Source organism: Psychrobacter sp. CX90, from assembly GCF_057396305.2.
On the sequence record NZ_CM182008.1, the window covers coordinates 1187786 to 1207792 of the forward strand.

Annotated in this window: 15 protein-coding genes; 7 read left to right on the forward strand and 8 right to left on the reverse strand. The window is 40.5% G+C overall.

The window, feature by feature from the left end; all coding sequences use genetic code 11:
• The first annotated feature begins 196 nt into the window (after positions 1 to 196).
• Positions 197 to 1114 carry a universal stress protein gene (locus AC2SLN_RS04680; protein WP_486548412.1) on the forward strand — a complete coding sequence of 306 codons (918 nt, stop codon included), beginning with the start codon at positions 197 to 199 and terminating at the stop codon, positions 1112 to 1114.
• Positions 1115 to 1377: 263 nt separating this feature from the next.
• Here the strand turns inward: AC2SLN_RS04680 and AC2SLN_RS04685 are convergent, their stop codons facing one another.
• Both AC2SLN_RS04685 and AC2SLN_RS04690 read right to left on the reverse strand, forming a co-directional pair.
• Positions 1378 to 2199, reverse strand: coding sequence for a M12 family metallo-peptidase (locus tag AC2SLN_RS04685; RefSeq protein WP_486548413.1), 822 nt, complete (start codon positions 2197 to 2199; stop codon positions 1378 to 1380).
• A 356-nt stretch (positions 2200 to 2555) separates the two neighbouring features.
• Positions 2556 to 3368, reverse strand: coding sequence for a protease inhibitor BamI-like protein (locus tag AC2SLN_RS04690; RefSeq protein ID WP_486548414.1), 813 nt, complete (start codon positions 3366 to 3368; stop codon positions 2556 to 2558).
• Positions 3369 to 3761: 393 nt separating this feature from the next.
• On the opposite strand from AC2SLN_RS04690, the gene AC2SLN_RS04695 reads away from it, so the two are divergent.
• Entirely contained in the window at positions 3762 to 5735 is a 1974-nt protein-coding gene (locus tag AC2SLN_RS04695; protein ID WP_486548415.1) for a bifunctional metallophosphatase/5'-nucleotidase, read from the forward strand.
• Positions 5736 to 5968: 233 nt separating this feature from the next.
• Here AC2SLN_RS04695 and AC2SLN_RS04700 read toward each other — a convergent pair whose 3' ends face one another.
• The 4 genes from AC2SLN_RS04700 to AC2SLN_RS04715 all read right to left on the reverse strand — a co-directional run bounded on the left by AC2SLN_RS04700 (position 5969) and on the right by AC2SLN_RS04715 (position 10645).
• Positions 5969 to 6691: a sulfate/molybdate ABC transporter ATP-binding protein gene (locus AC2SLN_RS04700; RefSeq protein ID WP_486548416.1), complete on the reverse strand. Its 723-nt coding sequence runs from the start codon at positions 6689 to 6691 to the stop codon at positions 5969 to 5971.
• 250 nt (positions 6692 to 6941) lie between these two features.
• Positions 6942 to 7871, reverse strand: coding sequence for a sulfate ABC transporter permease subunit CysW (gene cysW / locus AC2SLN_RS04705; RefSeq protein WP_486548417.1), 930 nt, complete (start codon positions 7869 to 7871; stop codon positions 6942 to 6944).
• A 145-nt stretch (positions 7872 to 8016) separates the two neighbouring features.
• On the reverse strand, positions 8017 to 8901 hold the full coding sequence (gene cysT, locus AC2SLN_RS04710; RefSeq protein WP_486530856.1) for a sulfate ABC transporter permease subunit CysT: 885 nt from the start codon (positions 8899 to 8901) through the stop codon (positions 8017 to 8019).
• 628 nt (positions 8902 to 9529) lie between these two features.
• Positions 9530 to 10645, reverse strand: coding sequence for a sulfate ABC transporter substrate-binding protein (locus AC2SLN_RS04715; protein WP_486548418.1), 1116 nt, complete (start codon positions 10643 to 10645; stop codon positions 9530 to 9532).
• A 599-nt stretch (positions 10646 to 11244) separates the two neighbouring features.
• Between AC2SLN_RS04715 and AC2SLN_RS04720 the strand changes: the two genes are divergently transcribed.
• Positions 11245 to 11928: a carbonic anhydrase gene (locus tag AC2SLN_RS04720; protein WP_486548570.1), complete on the forward strand. Its 684-nt coding sequence runs from the start codon at positions 11245 to 11247 to the stop codon at positions 11926 to 11928.
• Between the two features lie 203 nt (positions 11929 to 12131).
• Here AC2SLN_RS04720 and sat read toward each other — a convergent pair whose 3' ends face one another.
• Positions 12132 to 13391, reverse strand: a complete 1260-nt coding sequence (gene sat, locus AC2SLN_RS04725; RefSeq protein WP_486548419.1) for a sulfate adenylyltransferase — start codon at positions 13389 to 13391, stop codon at positions 12132 to 12134.
• 210 nt (positions 13392 to 13601) lie between these two features.
• On the opposite strand from sat, the gene AC2SLN_RS04730 reads away from it, so the two are divergent.
• From AC2SLN_RS04730 to cysG, 4 genes are all read left to right on the forward strand, one after another.
• Positions 13602 to 15284 (forward strand): nitrite/sulfite reductase, encoded by a 1683-nt coding sequence (locus tag AC2SLN_RS04730; protein ID WP_486548420.1) that lies wholly within the window; start codon positions 13602 to 13604, stop codon positions 15282 to 15284.
• Positions 15277 to 15906: a DUF934 domain-containing protein gene (locus tag AC2SLN_RS04735; protein WP_486548421.1), complete on the forward strand. Its 630-nt coding sequence runs from the start codon at positions 15277 to 15279 to the stop codon at positions 15904 to 15906. The genes AC2SLN_RS04730 and AC2SLN_RS04735 overlap by 8 nt, the downstream gene beginning before the upstream one ends.
• 83 nt (positions 15907 to 15989) lie before the next feature.
• On the forward strand, positions 15990 to 16619 hold the full coding sequence (locus AC2SLN_RS04740; protein ID WP_486530862.1) for a phosphoadenosine phosphosulfate reductase domain-containing protein: 630 nt from the start codon (positions 15990 to 15992) through the stop codon (positions 16617 to 16619).
• A 314-nt stretch (positions 16620 to 16933) separates the two neighbouring features.
• Positions 16934 to 18400, forward strand: coding sequence for a siroheme synthase CysG (gene cysG, locus AC2SLN_RS04745; protein WP_486548422.1), 1467 nt, complete (start codon positions 16934 to 16936; stop codon positions 18398 to 18400).
• 163 nt (positions 18401 to 18563) lie between these two features.
• Here cysG and AC2SLN_RS04750 read toward each other — a convergent pair whose 3' ends face one another.
• Complete coding sequence (locus tag AC2SLN_RS04750) at positions 18564 to 19763, reverse strand: methyltransferase (RefSeq protein ID WP_486548423.1); 1200 nt, start codon at positions 19761 to 19763, stop codon at positions 18564 to 18566.
• Between the last annotated feature and the right edge of the window lie 244 nt (positions 19764 to 20007).

The following is a 20007-nucleotide window of genomic DNA, read 5'->3' on the forward strand; positions in this document are numbered from 1 at the left end:
ATAAAAATTACGATACACTATACCAATCAGTTCTCACAAAATAAGTTCTCATCTAAATAGCTAAGTTTTTAATAGTTAAGTTCTAAATCTAGATAGTTACTAGTCACTTAACGCCACACCTTCTCATATGACTTAAAGCCCCATTGATTGACTAATTTATTAAATAGCAACATGGAATGCAATAAAGGAATACTCTATGTCAAACTCTATAAAATCGTCTTCTGACCCGCTTATTTTAGCCTGTATTGATGGCTCTAATGTGACACAGTCGGTTTGCGATTATGCAGCTTGGTATGGGACACATTTAAACTTACCTGTGGCTTTATTACATGTGATTGATGTACCTAAATCTAATAGACATGATTTAAGTGGGTCGATTGGTATGGATAGCCGCCGGACTCTGCTTGACGAATTAACAAGATTAGACGAACAACAATCAAGGATTGCTAATAAACATGGGGAAGCGCTGGTTTACGATGCTAAATCGCATATCTCATTAACCCATGATGCCCTGCCTGTACACACCCATTTACGCCGAGGTAAGCTGCTACCAGCAATCGAGCATTTCTCCAATAAGACAAGGCTTATTGTTTTAGGTAGACGGGGTCAAGACCATCAAAGCGAATCTGCTCATTATGAAGGTAATAAGGGGGTAAATATTGGCAGTCAGATAGAAAACGTTGTTCGTGCTATGCATGTGCCAATTTTAGTATGTTCAGATACTTTTATACCCCCTACCTCATACATGCTTGCCTTTGATGGTAGTTCAACGGCAAAAAAAGCGGTAAATATCATTTGTGAGAGTAAAATCTCGCCCGCTATGGAGGGACATATTGTTATGGTTGGGCATAGTGACACTCAAAATGAGAACGAGCTTTATAAAGCCAAAAAACAAATGAAAGAGGCTGGGTTAGATGTAACGACGCATATTATAGATGCTAAGCTTTATAATAACGATGTGGTTTCAGCCCTAACTAAATTTCAACAAGACAAGAACATCAGTATGATAGTCATTGGTGCTTATGGACATAGCAAATGGCGACAGTTTTTTGTAGGCAGCACCACAACAAAGTTATTAACTAAAACAACGACGCCCACCCTGCTACTACGCTAAACGTCTATGCCGATGGCGGCATCAACATACCCTTTTATAATCAGGGCTATTTACACTTTTATCAGCTCAGTCCTTTAATGTACTGTATTTAACGTATTAAGAAACCCCATTAAATATGTTAATGGGGTTTTTTGGTCATGATTTCGATTAAACATTATTTTAATTAAAAAATGTCAGAGTACGTGTGGTTATGTGAAACGTTGCGCCTTACCAGTCTTAATAAAAGATTGCTGTACGCTAATCCCACTTATCTTAACCTTATCTTAATAGTACGTTTTGGTGGGGTTGAATTCACTAACTTCTTGACGGACATTATTAATGGCTAACACAGCATTAGCACTATTAGAATACTGAGCTGGCACTCCGCATGCATATCCAGAACATTTTAGATTTGGATTAGAGAAGACACCAATCTGGTTTCTGGTATTATAAGACTGAGGATAGGCCATGATAGTTGAGAAGCGTCCCATAATACCGTGACCAAGACCATATGCATAACGAGTACCAGAGGTATCGCCTTGCTGACGAGAATGTAATAAACCCATGTTATGACCCATCTCATGAGCCAGTGTTAATGACCCACAGTCAGCACCAACCACACTATATGCTGCACTTTTGTGCACTGATGTATAACCAACACCGCAGGTTTTAAAACGACCGTCATAGGCAGGTACATTTTGAATAAGCGTCACAAAATCTGCACCAATAGCATTACGACGCTCATCAACATAGCGACTGCCGCGAATTTCAGTCAATAGGTCTGAAGGAGTTCTTGCCGAAGAGTTGTAGAACTCCTTACCGACAATACGAAGTTTTAAACCTACACCACTATTGGCATAAAAGGAGTTAACGTCTTCCTCCCAGCCTTTTAGCATTGTTGTCACAAATTTTTCACTACCATAATAATCAACAGTATCTTGATCATATAAGGCAAGCAGATCAATAGTCTCATGAGATACTTCATCACAATAGGTTCCTGCATCTTGACAGGTCGTATTATTGTTATCAGCAGCAAATGCAGATGAGGCGCCAAGCAGTAATGCTGAACCAGCTACTAAGTTAGTTATACTTTTACGATTACTCATAAACCATTCCCTTAATTGAATATAATAAAGTAGAGTGAAAGTCTTACTGGTTGCCATCAAACCTAACAACTTTCTTATGACAAGTTGTCGCCATAAGTTTGATATATTAATAATAATGAAAGCTTGGCTTTAAGCTGATGTTGACATCATCTCATTATTACCTGACATTAACTAAATTGGTATACTCAAATATTCTAAAGAACTTCTCATATATTTTATTTAGTCAAACTTGTTTATTACATAGTTAACGTTCTTCATCGTGCATATCTAGTGATATTGGTATTATTTTTTAGCAAATTTTTAGTTGGCTGTGCTTACTATGATTAACAATTATCTGAAGTTTACGCATTAACCTCCTAGTGTAAGCCATGCTGTTCAGGCTCTCCTGCAATGCCATTCTCATCTATAGGAATAATCACTTCGCCGCCTTTGTTTGTCAGTGTACCGCCTGGTACAATCCAGCCTTTATCATCAAAGACATCAGTAACATAAAATCCCTCAGGAGTATTAATACCAATGTGGCTTACTGTTTTACCATTTTCATGACCTTGAATAATATTAACTCGATTAATACTATCAAAATCTTCAAGTTTGCCTCGCCATACGGTTATATCAGGGTCATCATTGTCAACCTCTTCAACCACCATAGTGAAGGTATCATTCATATGTGGGATAGGCATTTCTAATCTGTCATTGGGTACAAGTGTCTCAATTTTGACAGGATCAAAGCGAATAAATACCCTCCCGTCTTCAGCATCACCTGGTTTTAACTTGTTGCCTAATTTGCTTGCTATAGAGCTATCTGCCTGCCAAGCATCTGGTTTATTTATAAGCGCTTTTAGCTGCGCTAGACTGAGATCCAGTTCAGGACGACGCTTACGTATTTCATTAAGCCTGTCTTTTAGTTCAGGCTCAGTAATATACATATCGTCTGTAGGCATTATAGTTGCGCTATCGTTATCAGTATCGGCACTTTTGTTTTCATGAGATATAGTGGTGGATAAATTATGGTTGGCTAGTGACGATTCACTCAAAGAGTCGGAGTTCTCTTCCGAGTTCATGTTTGCTAGTGCATGGTCTTTATTATTATTCTGGTTACCATAAACCAAAACTGCGCTTCCTATAGTAATTACTAATGCTGCAACTGGTCCGATAACTTTAAATTTCATAACTAACCACCAATTTGTTTTAAAACGTATTTCGAATGAACCAAATATATAATGATGCTGTAAATGTATTTGTTGTGTTTAAAGGTTCATGCACTTATTTTCGAACTGTATTGATAATGCTAATAAATTATTTCTAAATTGTAAGAGTAGAGTATATATTTATAAATTAATTAACGAGCTATGTTAATTTGTGACCGTATGAGTGTTTGAGAATCTTTTATGTTAGTTTTTTGTCAGTTTTTAAATTAATTATTCAACAGAATCATCAATTTGTCATCCGCGCTTAACTGTAATGTCATCTTTTATGGGCAAACTGTATGCTTTATACACGCACTAACTTTCAGTGATTAAATCTAGTATGACACCCCATAAATAACGGATAGGTAAATATAGATGAGTAATCTCAACCTCAAAAAAACCCCTTTTTTATTTAAAAGAACGAGCTTCTGTTCAGCGCTTCTGTTCATGTCAATTGGACTGCTAAGCGGATGTGATGATGATAACGAATCCGATACTAAAGTTGACTCTACCTTTGAGCCCATAAACTTAACCATTGCTCATATTAATGACCACCATTCTCATTTGGAACCTGAAGGCAAACAAAGCTTTTTGATTGATGGCATCACTTACCGTGCTGATAGAGGTGGGTTTGCTCGTGTCAAAACCGTATTTGACGCATTAGAAGATACCTATGCAAATGGTAACTTTTTGAAGCTGCATGCAGGTGATGCGGTTACAGGCACGCGTTACTTTAGTTTTTATAAAGGCGATGCAGATGCTGACATGATGAATACCATTTGTTTTGATGCATTTAGTCTTGGGAACCATGAATTTGATGAAAGTGATGCAGGATTAAAGACCTTTTTAGACAGGCTAAATGGTACTGAAGGCAATACTACCAACTGTAAAACCCCTGTGTTGGGCGCAAATGTGAAACCAGCCTTAGGTACACCATTAGCCGTCAGCAATGTAGATGATTATATTAAACCTTATACCATCAAAACCACTAAAGACGGTGTACAGATTGGTATTATCGGGATAGATATTGCCAGTAAAACTAAAAACTCATCACGCCCGCTAACCTCAACTGAGTTTTTAGATGAAAAAACAACCGCACAAAACTATATCACTGAGCTTAAAAACAAAGGTATCGAGCACATTGTTTTATTAACGCATTACACCTATGAAAATGACAAAAAATTAGCTGCTGAATTGTCCGGTGTTGACATTATTATTGGTGGTGATTCGCACACATTACTGGGCGATTTCACACGCTACGGCGCATCTCCAGATGATAATTTTGGTGCTCAAGGCGAGTATCCAACAGTGATAACCAATAAAGATGGCGATACGGTATGTATTGGTCAAGCTTGGGAATACACCAAGGCTGTAGGTTTGATGGATGTTGGCTTTGATGATAAAGGTAAAGTGACTCACTGCCAAGGCTCGGCCATTATTCCAGTCGCTGAAACTTTTGAAAAATACAACGAAGCTAAGTCAGATTTTGAGCCTTTAGATGCGCAAAGCAATCAAACCCTACTGACTAAGTTATTAGCAGGTAAGGCCGACTTGTTAAGTAAAGACCTTATCTTGCCCTATAGCGAAAACACACAGGCAGCAGGTGTACTCGCCACTTACACCAACGCATTAGATGATAATTTATCTAAAAAGCTTGGTCATTCCGATGATGCACTTTGTCTTGTTCGTGTGCCTGGCACCACACGCTCTGCTGACATTGCTGGATGTGAAAAAACAGCTACTAGCGCACGTGGTAGTGACATTGCCCAAGTGGTGGCCAAGGCATTTTTAGATGGTGCTTTACGTGCTGACTTTGCTCTACAAAATGCGGGCGGTGTGCGCACCACAATACCAGCGGGCGATTTGACCTATAACGATGCCTATACCCTACTCCCATTTGGTAATACACTGGTTAATCTGGAAATAACCGGTCAACAAGTCATTGATACTTTAGAAGATGCTATCTCTAACCACTTAGAGATGGGGGGCTCATCTGGCTCTCATCCTTATGCTGATGGCCTACGTTGGGATTTAGATCTCACTCAGGAAAAAGGCAAACGTGTGCGTAATGTTGAGACACGTGATCGTAAAACGGGGCAATGGTCTAATCTTGATTTGAATAAAACCTACATCATGGTTACCAATGATTATATCGCCGAAGGTCGCGATGGATACTTAACCCTTGGACCAATATTTGCGGATAAGAGCAAGGTGGAGGATACCAAACTTCTTTATACCCAATCTTTCATTGATTATGTGAATAAAGTCGGCACTATCAAACGCCCTGACCGTAGCGAATATTCACACAAGACGGTTATTACAGCGGATGGTACTTTGCTTGACCCATAAGGCTTGATTAACAGTTCGTGATACTTAACGCTGATGTGGCAACAAAGAAAACGAACTTATATCATTTGTAGAGCACACAAGACCTTATATATAACATAAAAAACACCTGACATATTGTCAGGTGTTTTTTGTTTTTCTGAGAAGATAAAAAGATAGCCATTAACCAGTCTTAGTAGTTTAAAAATCGTAGTTAACTCTAACTCTAACTCTAACTCTAGCTCTAGTAAAGCCTACTATACCAAATCTAAAAAGTCTGCCACAAAGTCACTCGCAGGATGGGCAATGAGCGTCTCTGGGGTGCCAATCTGCTCTATTGATCCATGATTCATTACCACAATCTCGTCTGATACATCTCGCGCTTCCTCTTGGTCATGGGTTACCATGATACTGGTCACACCTAACTCGTGATGAATTGTTTTTAACCACGTTCGTAATTCTTTGCGCACTTTGGCGTCAAGTGCGCCAAACGGCTCATCTAATAGCAAAAGCTTAGGCTTAACTGCCAAAGCACGGGCCAATGCAATACGCTGACGCTGACCACCAGATAACTGGTGGGGGTAGGCATTAGCTAAAGTGGGTAATTGTACTAAATCAAGTAATTGGTTCACTCTTTTTTTGATATCGCTATTGCTGGGTCGCTCATCTTTTGGCAACAGCTTCAACCCAAAGGCAACATTCTCACTAATGGTTTTATGACGGAACAAGGCATAGTGCTGAAACATAAAGCCAATATGGCGCTTTTGTACAGGGGTATCTGTGACATCTACCCCATCAAACAAGATGCGGCCACTGTCCGCATACTCAAGTCCTGCAATAATACGTAATAAGGTGGTCTTACCACAACCAGAGGGCCCCAGAAGTGTGGTTAACTTACCCGTCGGCACACTTAAAGAAATATCTTGCAGTGCGACAAAATTGCCAAAGCTTTTGTGAATGTTATGAATATCTATGCTCATCTTTACACTCTTTGTTAAGTTGCATTCATTGCACTTATGGTAACTGCACTTTTAATGAAAGCCATCTAAAGACAATGGACAAATGGACAGACGATAGGTTTATACCTTTATTCGCCTTACTCATTTGTGTGGCTTAATCTTTTACTTGACGTGATCTTTGTTTGTCTTAGTTGACTGTGTCTGGTCAGTATTTATTGCGGTATTAGAAGCCGTATGAGCTATACTATCAATATTAGTAGACCTCTCTGGTTTATCGGGGTTTATCAGCATCATGACCTTTGGGTATGACCAAAGCAGGTGCAGTAATCGCTTCACGGTCATTACCCTTAGCGTATTTACGAGTCTGTAATTTTGACATCACTTGTTGCACAATTAACGTCAGTAATGCCAAAGCAGCCAGTAAGCTCGATAACGCAAATGCAGCCGTAAAGTTATACTCGTTATAGGCAATTTCCACCAACAATGGCATGGTATTGGTTTCGCCGCGAATATGGCCGGATACCACACTAACTGCACCAAACTCCCCCATCGCACGCGCATTAGTCAAAATAATACCGTATAACAGTGCCCATTTAATATTCGGTAAAGTAATATGCCAAAATACTTGCCAACCTGAAGCACCCAGAGTCAATGCCGCCTGCTCTTCGCTATCGCCTTGAGACTGCATCAGAGGTATAAGCTCTCGAGCGATAAAGGGAAAGGTAACAAATAAAGTAGCCAAAACAATACCCGGTACCGCAAATATCACTTGTATCCCCATTGATTCTAACCAACCACCCATGGTTGAGTTGAGACCAAAAAGCATGACAAACATTAAGCCGGCTACCACTGGCGATACTGAAAATGGTAAATCCAGTAATGTGGTTACCAACTGCTTACCTTTAAACTGATAACGGGTAACCAGCCATGCGATGGCAATACCCAGAACAATATTAATGGGTAGCACTATCGCCGCTGTAATTAAGGTCAATTTAATAGCGGAAATGGCCTCAGGATCAACCAATGCCGCAAGGTACAGCTCCCAGCCTCCTTTAAAAGCTTCGTAAAACACAGCCAATAACGGGATAACCAACATGACTATCATGAATATCGAAGCAACACCGATAAATAAGGCACGCACCCATTGTGCATCCTTAGTAGCGGCATTGTCTTGATAATTGTAGCCATTTGAAATTTGCATAACGCTTTCCTAGATTATCCCAATATGCTTTAGTTTAGCTAAATTTAATAACTGCACCTGTACGTACTTGAAATACTTTTACTACTATAGAGGTTGCCATAAGTTTGGCGTTAACAGTGCCTTCAGATAGTTTTTATGACAGCGTTTATTTCGCACCAACTCGACGAGACAAATGCCACTGTAATAAGTTAATCGCCAGTAAGATAACAAAAGAGATAAGCAACATAAATAAAGCAACAGCCGAAGCGCCTTCAATATCGAATTGCTCAAGTTTACTAATGATGATTAACGGCAAAATCTCAGATTGCATCGGAATATTGCCAGCAATAAAGATGACAGACCCATACTCGCCAGTGGCACGAGCAAACATCATGCCAGCACCCATTAACAGCGCTGGAAATAGCTCTGGCAATATGATAGTACGAAAGGTGGTCAAGCGATTGGCACCCAATACGGCTGCTGCTTCTTCGAATTCAACCGACAACTCTTCTAATACGGGCTGTACAGCGCGAACAATAAATGGGAAGCTAACCACCACTAAGGCCAACCAAATACCAATTGGCGTAAATGCCACTTGAATGCCTACTTTGTCAAAAAACTGACCAATAAGCCCATTGGGCGCATATAAAGTGGCCAGTGAAATACCTGTGACTGCCGTGGGTAAGGCAAAAGGTAAATCGACTAAAGCATTAATTAAAGATTTGCCAAAAAATTCATAACGTACCAATACCCAAGCCACTAATGTGCCAAACACCATATTGGTCAACATGGCATAAAACGACATCTTTAACGACAAGATAATTGCTGCTTTCACTTGTGGCTGACTAATTGCTCCAATAAATCCGCTCCAGCCCATTTGGGTGGTGGTATATGCCATCATTGCAAAAGGTAATATAACTAAAAGCGATAAGCTTAAGACAGTAATACCCAGTGATAAGCCAAAGCCTGGCAATACATTACGCTGACGCAATCTTGTTAGCCAAGAGCGCTTAGGTTCTGCTATCACTGTCGATGGGGCTGGTTGATTCATTACCGTCTCACTGCTTAGATTTTCAGATTGCTTCTTTAAATACCGCTACTTTTAAAATAGCTACTTTTAAAATGGCTACTTTTTAGGTAGTGCTCATGCTAACAGGGCTCGGTTATTAAGTTTAATGATGAATAAGGCTATCGTAGTGAATAAAAGGAATATACTTAGATTCTGGCATACCCTTTTTAAATGACTTAATAGATTAAATATTCAAACGCTATTAATCCTTTTATCCTTGACATGTTTATTGAAATTTTTATGTCACTTTTAATGGCCTACTGCCTACTACCTACTACCTACTACCTACTACCTACTGAGTGGAACAATTGTACTTTATGGTGTAATAAGCTTTTACCCAACAAAAAATGCAGTGGGTCAAAGCAGCGTTATCAATTAGATAAACGCTTATTCCCAACTGCATTTGTTGAATAAATAGACTGTGTTAATAGCCGGCCCTTAAAACTAGATTGATTGGCCAATTAAAGGTTTGAAATAATTTAGAGCGTTACTGAAAACGCCCTATTATTAGTCAAGTTAGATAATTATTAACCAAACGTCTTGCTAAAACCATATAAAAACCGGATGTTGTAACCATCGTTTTATAACGAGCTTTTTATTAAAAGATGGTTTAGTTCGGTGCATTGATCGCCAATTGGTCAAAGACGCCACCTTCACTAAAGAAGTTGTCCATAATCTCATCCCATGATCCAAAAACATCATTCGGACGGAAAGTATCTACTGGTGGTAGCTTGTCACTATTGGCCTCAAGTACAGACTGCACACTGGGGCGTAAGTACAAATCAGCTGCCAATTGCTGAGCCGCATCGCTCCATAAGTAGTTTAAATACTCTGTGGCAGCTTCGGTAGTGCCTTTCTTGTCAGTAACGGTCTTAACAACGGCTACTGGACTTTCTGATTTAATCGAATAATCGGGATAAACAATATCAACTTGACCTTTACCAAACTTTGTCGCCGCTAAATTTGACTCATTTTCAAAGGTAATTAGCACATCGCCAATATTACGTTGAACAAACGTAGTGGTCGCTGCACGCCCACCATTTTCATACACTTTTACATTTTTCAGTAAGTCTTTCACAAAACCTTTGGTTTTATCTTCATTATTATTAAAAGTATGTAATCCATAACCATAAGCCCCTAAAAAGGCATATCGGCCATTACCGGTCACTTTCGGATTAGCCATGACGATTTCTACACCTGGCTGAGTTAAATCCTCCCAACCTTTAATGTTTTTGGGATTGTCTTTACGAACTAAGAACACGATGGTACTGGTAAAAGGAACCGAGTAATCTGGGAAAGCATCCGTCCAGTCGTCAGCTACTAGGCCTCTTTTTTGCAATAACTCAATATCAGAGCCTTGATTCATGGTTGCCACATCAGCTTGTAAGCCATTAGCAACTGAAAGAGCTTGTTTGCTTGATCCACCGTGGGACTGTTTGATTTTAATATTAACATTAGGGTGTTCAGCTTTATAATGCTCAACAAACATAGGGTTGTAGTCTTTATAAAAGTCACGTGCTACGTCATAAGAGACGTTAAGTAGCTCTATATCTTTTGCTTCTTCCGAGGTTGCTTTAGTACTATCAGCATTGCTATCCGCTGTCTCATCTTTACTTTGATTGCTACAGGCGGATAGACCCAGCGCTAATGCTGCTACTGTGCTAATTGAAGCGAGCTTAGCGGTCTTTGTGAGGGTGCCTTGGCTGAAATTAAATGTAATTGCCATTTTTCTGTGTCCTTTGTTGGCAGAAGTATATTTTTTGATGCTGGTTATGCTAACAGGGGTTATGACTTATGTTTAGTGATGAGTTAGGCTATCGTATTGAAGAAATGGAATATGAATGGCTCTACTTAAAAGTTAAAATAGAAAAATAAAATGAGGCTCTGGTTAATAAGATAGCCATTGTGGTCATAACATTTTAAACTGGCAGAAGGTAAGACTGTTAGAAAAAAATGAGCGATTGTTTTGTGCTAATACGGTGTAACTGATATATTAATATTCGTCTTTAGTCTAATTTAGTCTAAGGCATTAAAGGTTTATAACCATTTAACTGTTGATTGGATTTATATTTTCAGTCGTCAGTTAAATATTAAAAGTATCAGTAGGTTTATCATGAAGTAGTTATATTCATTAATGTTTAAGCTTTAAACTTACCCCTAGTCTCAAGGAGAAAAGTTATTAAAAATCTAACCCTAAACACCCTGACCATTACTCTTTTTACCATTGGCCTTATTGGCTGTTCATCCTCAGTAAATAACACTCATTCAAATACTCATCCAAACACGCAGAATGTTATCAATAAACATGCGGATAATCATGTTTCTATCTGGAGTTACCTTGGAGACAATGGTCCAGAATTTTGGGGTGATATCAAAGGAAATGAAACCTGTAAGATTGGCGAAGAACAGTCTCCCATTAATATTGAAACTGTATTAAAAAGCTCTGACGCTGCCCCTAAATCAAACTTTTCAACGTCAAATATAGAAGTTATCAGTAATGGCCATACTGTCGTTTATACACCACAAGATGATAAAAATACAACGACTATTAAAGGCGAGTTATATACCTTAAAACAATTTCATTATCATACCCCAAGTGAACATCAAATATCTGGGGTAAACTATCCCGCTGAAATTCATTTTGTACATGCAAATGCTAAAGGTCATTTAGCTGTGATTGGGGTTATGCTAAACCCGAATGCAACCGATACATCTAATGATACAAACTTTAAACGTTTGGTTGATAGTAGTAAGGCTACTGCAAAAACAGGTCAACCGGTTTTAGTAAAAAATATTAACATTAGTGAAATTCTACCAACAGCGACTGGCTTTTATCACTATCAAGGATCTTTAACAACACCTCCTTGCTCAGAAAAAGTACAGTGGTATGTGATGCAAAACCCAAAGTCCATCACTGCAACCCAGTTAGTAGACTTATCTACACTGTATGAAGGGAATAACCGCCCCGTGAAGCCTTTAGGCAAACGTGATGTTTTATTGGTTAAATAGTTGCACTTATGGTTATAGTATTAATGATTGTCTAGTTTGCCTATAAAATCTGACCATTGTTAAATGGCAAATGATCAACTTAATCAAAACCATTTCAGTAGCAAAAAAGCAAAAAAGAGCACCAAGTATTTTAAAGTTACTTGGTGCTTTTTAGAATGTAGCGACTGACCGCTTAAAATTTGTCAAATTGATTTTAACGATATTTAAACTGCTGAAGCACCTGTTAGCTTAATCTCAGCACGGTCTTCTTTGGCAATGCCCGCATAGTATTCGCGTAAGATTGCTAACACTTCTGGACGACTGAAATTCTCTGGCACTGGAGCATCTTCTGATAAAGCCTTACGTAGCTTGGTTCCCGATACTTTTACATGGTGCTCAGCATCATGCGGGCATGTTTTGGTCGAGGCCATTGCTTGACACGCATTGCACCAGAAGGTCCAATCAATCTTGAGCGGCTTGGTCTCCAGCGCATCTTTATCGATAGTATCAAAGATGGCTTGCGCATCAAAGGGGCCGTAGTAATCGCCCACACCGGCATGATCACGACCAACAATCAAATGGCTACAACCATAGTTTTGACGGAAGAGCGCATGCAATAGAGCTTCGCGAGGGCCTGCATAACGCATATCTAAAGGGTAGCCTGCTTGAATGACCGTATCTTTTTTAAAGTAATTATCAATTAATGTCTTAATGGCTTCTTGACGCACTTCCGCAGGAATATCGCCCGGCTTTAAAGCACCTAGTAAAGAGTGAATCATTACCCCATCACAAATCTCGATAGCAATTTTTGCCAAATATTCATGTGAGCGGTGCATTGGGTTACGGGTTTGGAAGGCAGCCACGGTTTGCCAGTTCTTTTCTTCAAATAAAGCACGGGTTTCGGCAGGGGTTTTGTAGATTTCAGGATATAGGGTTGGGAATTCGCCTTCGCTAAATACTTTAACAACCCCTGCGACATTGACCTCCCCTTGCTCAAGTACTTGCTTAACACCTGGATGCGCCGGATCAGTAGTGGTAAATACTTGCTGACATTCATAATCTTTGTCAATCTCGTAAGTCTCTTCAACCGTAATGACGCCCATGATTTCGCCATCAGCAGCTACTAAAGCAACTTCATCGCCAGCAGCTAAGGTTGCGGCTTGCTCTTTACTGGTCGACAAAGTAATGGGAATTGGCCAAAACAATCCTTTGTGATCGCCCGACTTTAAGGTCATCTCATCGACCACACCCTGCCAGTCTGCTTGATTCATAAAGCCGTCTAGCGGAGTAAAGCCGCCGATACCTAGCATGATTAAGTCGCCACGCTCTCTTGAGCTTAAGGTAATTTGTGGTAATGATTTGGCCGCTTCAAGCGCTTTGCTCAGTGCTTCTCCTTCTAGCAATAAAGGCTTTAGCTCAGAACTTCCATGCGGGGGTACGATGCTCGTTTTACCTAAGCGTTTTACTATTTTTTGTTCAGTCATAACATCATCCAGTGTTTATAGAGTGCAAAAATAAGCTTAAATCAATGATCTAAACTCTTTTAAAAGTTTGATTGCACTAGACTAACCAACTTTGCTTATTCTTATCTATGCTGTGTTTGGATATAGATATGACTATTATGAATTTATGGATTGGACAATGCCTAGGTAGTATAGTGCCATGATTTTTATTTATCTAAAGGCATAATAATTATGTATAAGTACACTCATGCGGACCAAGCCATGGTCGATGAACGGGTTGAGCAGTTTCGCGATCAAACCCGTCGTTACCTAGCTGGGGAGTTACCCGAGGAGCAATATTTACCATTGCGCTTACAAAACGGTCTTTATATTCAACGTCATGCGCCTATGTTACGTATTGCCGTGCCTTATGGTCTATTGGCAAGCTATCAATTACGCAAGCTAGCAGATATTACACGCCGTTATGACAGAGGCTATGGTCACTTCACTACCCGCACTAACTTACAATTAAACTGGCCTAAGCTTGAAGAAGTACCGGATATCCTTGCTGAGTTGGCCTCGGTGCAGATGCACGCCATTCAGACGTCAGGAAACTGTATCCGTAATACTACCACTGATCCTTATGCGGGCGTTAACGCCAATGAGATTGAAGATCCACGCCCCTATTGTGAGATTATTCGTCAGTGGTCAACCTTTCATCCTGAGTTTGCATTTTTGCCACGTAAATTCAAAATTGCTGTTATCGGTACATCAGAAGACCGAGCAGCCACTCAGGTTCATGATATCGGCTTACATATTATTAAAAATGAACAAGGCGAGATTGGCTTTGAGGTAATCGTCGGTGGTGGATTAGGTCGTACCCCTATTATCGGTAAAACCATACGTGAATTCTTACCGCGGAAACATTTATTGAGCTATTTAGATGCCATATTACGCGTCTATAACCTACACGGCCGACGTGACAACAAATATAAAGCCCGTATCAAAATTTTAGTAGAGAGTATGGGTGCTAGAGAGTTTGGTAAGCTGGTTGAAAAAGAATGGGAAACGTTCACTAAAGATGGACCACTTACCTTAACAGAAGATAACTTTGCAACCGCTAAAAGCTACTTTCCAGAATTCGATTACGAAAACATCGATGAACTGGCCAGCAAAACCGAGCTCAACAAACACTTTGAAGAAAAGGCCTTTTCAGACTGGTATTCACGAAATACAGTAGCACACAAAGTTGCTGGCTATCGTGCTGTCATCGTGTCTTTAAAATCAGGTCTCGTTAATGGTAAATATGTACCTGCTGGAGATATTACCGATCATCAACTTGATCGCTTAGCTGACCTAGCAGATGAGTACAGCTTTGCTGAGATCCGTGCTACGCATCAGCAAAACTTAGTCTTTGCAGATGTTAAAGAGACTGATCTTTATACGTTATGGCAAGCTCTAACGGAGCTTGACTTAGCACGGGCTAATATCGGTACACTTACTGATATGATTGTATGCCCAGGATTTGATTTATGTGCGCTGGCCAATGCCACTACTTATAACATCGCTGAGCAAATTGAGAAGTACTTTGATAATTTAGACTACTTATATGACTTGGGAGATATCCAGCTGAATATGTCTGGTTGTATGAACGCTTGTGCTCACCACCATGTTGGAGATATCGGTATCTTAGGTGTTGATAAAAAAGGCGAGCATTGGTATCAGATCAGCTTGGGTGGTAGCTCAAAAGAAGACACTCGTCTTGGTAATATCTTAGGGCGCTCTGTTGCCACTGAGGAGGTAGCGCCAACCCTAGAGAAGATTTTAAACGTATATACTAATCAGCGCCACGTTGAGGGCGATAGCCCCGAACCCTTTGCTGACTTCGTGCAACGTGTGGGTATCGAACCATTCAAGGAGGCAGTATATGGGTAGTTATCATATCTTAAATGATGAAGCCATTAACATGACAAATGATGATAGTTGGTATGCAATTAATACGGCTGAGCTTCCTGAATCTGTATCCATTAAAAGCATTCAGCTGAGTGAACTACTGCACAAAGACGAGCGCTTAGATGTGATCTTGCCATTAATTGAAGTCATCGCTCCTAAGGCAGATACAAAAGCCACTACTATAGGCGCTCCTAAAGGATTATTAAAGGAGCTGTTAGATCTCATTGCAGGGCGCTCAAGCCGTATGGGACTTTGGGCAGATACCAATGTGAGTACTGACCAATTAGATGATTTACTTAAAGCCAGTAAAGATGCTGACCGTCCACTATTACATAACCTTGACCTAATCGTCTTATTTCAGCCAGCTTTTGTTGATGGACGTAGCTTTAGTCAAGCACGTCATCTACGTCAACAGGGGTTTAAAGGCGAAATTCGCATCGCTGGCGAGTTTGGTCTTGATCAAATTGCTTACTTAAAACGTGCGGGTGTAGATAGTTTCGTCATTCCTGATGAGAATATGACAGAAGATATTCCCTTCCTATTTAGTGCTCTACCCTCCTCATACGATGGTAGCGTAGCCAGTCAGTTACCCATGTTTAGATAAATTTTTAATGATTATTTTAGAGTTTTACTGATTAACTATTTCACTGATTAACTATTTTACATTTTTTCGCTTAAGGACATTTTATGAGCATCGATATCAATATTGACCAAGCTAACAAAGAATTAAACGGCAAGACACCAGAGCAAATCGTAGAATGGGCGTTAGCAAAAGCTGAAAACCCGATTATTACCACCAATTTCCGTCCTTATGAGTCTGCAATTTTGCATTTAGTGGCCAAGCAAAAGCCTGACATCACTGTATTATGGGTAGACTCGGGTTATAATACTGATGCGACTTATAAGTTTGCTAATAAGCTGATTAAAGACTTAAATCTTAATGTCGTGACATATATTCCTAAGCAAACCAGCGCTCATCGTGATGCGACGTTTAATGGTATTCCAAGTGTTAACAACCCCCTACATGCTGAGTTTACTGAGCAAGTAAAACTTGAGCCATTCAAACGTGCCCTTAGTGAATTAAAACCTGACGTTTGGTTTAATGCTATTCGCAAGGATCAGACTGAGTTCCGTCAGGGTTTAGACGTACTCAGCCAATCAAAAGATGGCGTGTTAAAAGTAGCGCCGTTGTTCTACAAAACTGACAACGATTTAGATGCTTACTTAGAAGAAAATGACTTACCCAATGAGTTTGATTACTTCGATCCCACTAAGGTTGAGGAAAACCGCGAGTGTGGATTGCATACTCAGCTGTAACTTTAGCTTTTAATAATAGATTTATTTATAAGAGATGATGATTTGGCTAATAAAAATACCGCTTCGATGTAAGCGGTGTTTTTTTTGTTTGTTATCTTTCATCTTATCCCACTAATGCTTAATAGCATTCAAGTCATCGGTTTTATATATGCTGCTATTTAACATAGATAAAACCAAATTTTAAAAACTCCTAAAGAATAGAAAACCAGACTCTGTTATGAAAAATACGAATTAAGTAATATCAACTTCTAAGATGTTTGTTAACGCTTCTTACGACATAATGGCAACATATTTTCAGTGTAAGTTTTTGGATTATGGATACCTTTCCTTTATTTTTTAAATTAACAAATCAACCGGTATTAATTGTCGGTGGTGGCGAAGTGGCTCAGCGTAAAGCGGATCTGCTGTCTCGTGCTGGGGCACTTATTACGATATTGGCTCCAGAGATCAGTGAAGAGATACGTGAACTACTGCCTGATGAAAAACACAGCTTGATTACGGCCCAGTACGACAAAAAATATATTGAAGGTAAACGAATCGTCATCGCGGGTACAGACGATGAAAGATTAAACCGCCGAGTACATGCAGATTGTAAAGACTTAAACATACCGGTTAACGTGGTTGATACACCGCCACTGTGTGACTTTATATTCCCAGCCATTGTCGATAGAAACCCTATCGTTATCGGTATTTCATCAAATGGTAAAGCGCCTGTGCTGGCACGCCTTACCCGTGCTCGGTTGGAAACTTTAATACCTCAAGGCTATGGCAGACTGGCGAAGCTTGCCGGCGATATGCGAGATGAAGTCAAATCAAAAATACCGACACTAACGGGCAGACGTCAGTTTTGGGAAAAAGCGTTTGAAGGCAAGGTTAGTGAACTCATGTTTTCTGGACGTGACAGTGAGGCAGAAAAGGCGTTAAAAGATAATTTAGAGGCTGCTACTAATGAGATAGCAAGCAATACCTCGGATACAGAGTCTAACAATAAAAAAAATATAGGAGAGGTTTATATCGTCGGTGCTGGCCCCGGTGATCCTGAACTTTTGACGTTTAAGGCGTTGCGCCTTATGCAACAAGCCGATATTGTCTATCATGATGCGCTGGTATCGGCTGAGGTATTAGACCTTTGCCGCCGAGATGCGCACAAAGTATTTGTGGGTAAAAAACGCAGTAACCATGCCGTCGCTCAGCAAGGGATTAATCAATTGATGATCAATGCTGCCAAGTCAGGCAAACGTGTGGTGCGTCTAAAAGGTGGTGATCCCTTTGTGTTTGGGCGTGGTGGTGAGGAGATTCAAGCGTTACGTGCAGCCGGCATACCCTATCAAGTAGTGCCCGGTATTACTGCTGCTGGTGCTGCTGCTTGCTATACCGGCATACCCCTTACCCATCGTGACCATTCACAATCGGTGCGCTTCGTCACTGGTTTCTTAAAGTCTGGCGAGCCGAATAATGGCTTTGAATCTTTAACCAACCCTAATGAGACCATTGTCTTTTATATGGGGCTGCACTCGCTTGAGCGCTTGACCAGTGGACTTATTGAGGCGGGTCGTTCTAAGGAGACGCCAATTGCCATTATTTCGCAGGCAACCAGACCTACCCAGCAAGTCATCACTGGCACGCTTCAGGACATCGTTGCTAAACATCAAGCCAATCCCCTACCAACACCTGCGTTGTTGATTGTTGGCGAAGTGGCAAAGTTGCATGATGATCTGGCATGGTATGGTAACCATATTACCAATAGTGACCAGCAAGCGCATGCGCTTAATATGGTTTAAGCCTCTTACTGCAACAACCCTAAGAAGAAACAAAAGCAGGGCCTCAGTATCGAAAGACTAAAAGCCTCAGAAATATGCGTATCAGAGCTCCGCTTTTCTGTAATGACTCAACTCGGTGCTCGTCCCTCGCACAACTACAATTGCAGTGTTTTACTTAGACTATTTAAGTTAAACACCACAGCGATGTTAATTCTTTACTACGTGCTTCAAATAACGGATCCGTGATATCTTGGCTTTTACCATGAGTAGGCTCAGTGTCAAGTCGGTATTTTACCGTCAAACCAGCCTCTTCAAACCAGTCTAATAGTTCTTCACGGGTACGCAAGTTTAAATGCTCAGCCAAATTTGACAAAATCAGCCAAATCTCGCCATGCTCCGCTAAATGCTGCTTTGCGCCCATTAAGAACCCTCGTAGCATGGTACTATTGGCATCATAAACGGCATACTCTAACGGCGAGCTTGGCTTAGCGGGTAACCAAGGCGGATTACACACAATTATATTGGCAGATGGCGCATCTGTCGGAAATAAATCCGCCTGTTGCAATTGCACGTTCGCTAACTCTAAACGATTCAAATTATCCTGAGCGCAGTCAAGTGCACGAGGGTTTACATCTGTCGCAATTACCTGTTTCACGTCTCGCTGAGCCAAAATAATGGCTAATAAACCGGTACCTGTACCAATGTCATAAGCAACGTCATGTACAGCAGGCAACGGTGCATCAAGTAGTAGTTTTACATACTCCTGACGCGTAGGTGCAAACACACCATAGTGCGGATGAATAGATATCCCCAATGCTTTAATTGGTACGCCTTTCTCTCGCCACTGCGCCGCACCCAACGCCCCTTGTAAGTCACGGAATGACAACATGCATGGTTCAGATATCTTGCCAAATGCCGCAGTACAAGCAGCACTCACATCAGGCGCACGACGTAGCTTGCTGATATAGTTTTCATCAAGCTGTAATAACAGACGACTTAATAATCGAGCCCGTTGCGATTGAACTTGGCGATTTTTATGAAAAAGACTGGGTAAGTCGTTGGAGAATTCTTTTAAATCAGCTGTAGTCGCACCTTCAATTATATCTTTCGCAGATTTGTTAGGTCCTTTACTCTTTTTACGCGCTTCAACACGATCTATACGTCGCTGGATGGCTTGTAGTAATTGCTTAGCATTATGAAAATCGCCTCGCCACAGCATAGACGTGCCAGCGTTGGCTAAGCGATAAGCCTCACCTGCTGTGGTTGTGTCATCGACTATTACGATACGGATTGGCGGCTCGTAATTACTTTGAGATATCCAAAGTGCCTTATGTTGGGTATCGCCTTCTTGCCAAGTTACATACTGTTTGGTTGGTTCTAACACTTGTTCTGCCTTTCACTTAAAAATTGGATAGGCATATCATACACTATAGTCAAAGAAGTCTAAAATGGTTACAAGGCAACCGAGTGCAAGTACTACTGGAGTAGGCTTAACGAGGTTAACGCCGTAACCGTTTAGTAGTTCGCTGACTATTATAGACGAGCCAACTTCGCCACCCTAGAAGGTAACTACTCAAAGCTGTTAGCAAGCTTCTTAAAAAGCCGTCAAAGAAATAGGGCAGCAACTT

Excerpts from the sequence above, each read along its gene's own strand:
- AC2SLN_RS04680 (WP_486548412.1), top strand. The coding sequence starts at position 197 with ATGTCAAACTCTATAAAATCGTCTTCTGACCCGCTTATTTTAGCCTGT.
- AC2SLN_RS04685 (WP_486548413.1), bottom strand. The coding sequence starts at position 2,199 with ATGAGTAATCGTAAAAGTATAACTAACTTAGTAGCTGGTTCAGCATTA.
- AC2SLN_RS04690 (WP_486548414.1), bottom strand. The coding sequence starts at position 3,368 with ATGAAATTTAAAGTTATCGGACCAGTTGCAGCATTAGTAATTACTATA.
- AC2SLN_RS04695 (WP_486548415.1), top strand. The coding sequence starts at position 3,762 with ATGAGTAATCTCAACCTCAAAAAAACCCCTTTTTTATTTAAAAGAACG.
- AC2SLN_RS04700 (WP_486548416.1), bottom strand. The coding sequence starts at position 6,691 with ATGAGCATAGATATTCATAACATTCACAAAAGCTTTGGCAATTTTGTC.
- cysW (WP_486548417.1), bottom strand. The coding sequence starts at position 7,871 with ATGCAAATTTCAAATGGCTACAATTATCAAGACAATGCCGCTACTAAG.
- cysT (WP_486530856.1), bottom strand. The coding sequence starts at position 8,901 with ATGAATCAACCAGCCCCATCGACAGTGATAGCAGAACCTAAGCGCTCT.
- AC2SLN_RS04715 (WP_486548418.1), bottom strand. The coding sequence starts at position 10,645 with ATGGCAATTACATTTAATTTCAGCCAAGGCACCCTCACAAAGACCGCT.
- sat (WP_486548419.1), bottom strand. The coding sequence starts at position 13,391 with ATGACTGAACAAAAAATAGTAAAACGCTTAGGTAAAACGAGCATCGTA.
- AC2SLN_RS04730 (WP_486548420.1), top strand. The coding sequence starts at position 13,602 with ATGTATAAGTACACTCATGCGGACCAAGCCATGGTCGATGAACGGGTT.
- AC2SLN_RS04735 (WP_486548421.1), top strand. The coding sequence starts at position 15,277 with ATGGGTAGTTATCATATCTTAAATGATGAAGCCATTAACATGACAAAT.
- AC2SLN_RS04740 (WP_486530862.1), top strand. The coding sequence starts at position 15,990 with ATGAGCATCGATATCAATATTGACCAAGCTAACAAAGAATTAAACGGC.
- cysG (WP_486548422.1), top strand. The coding sequence starts at position 16,934 with ATGGATACCTTTCCTTTATTTTTTAAATTAACAAATCAACCGGTATTA.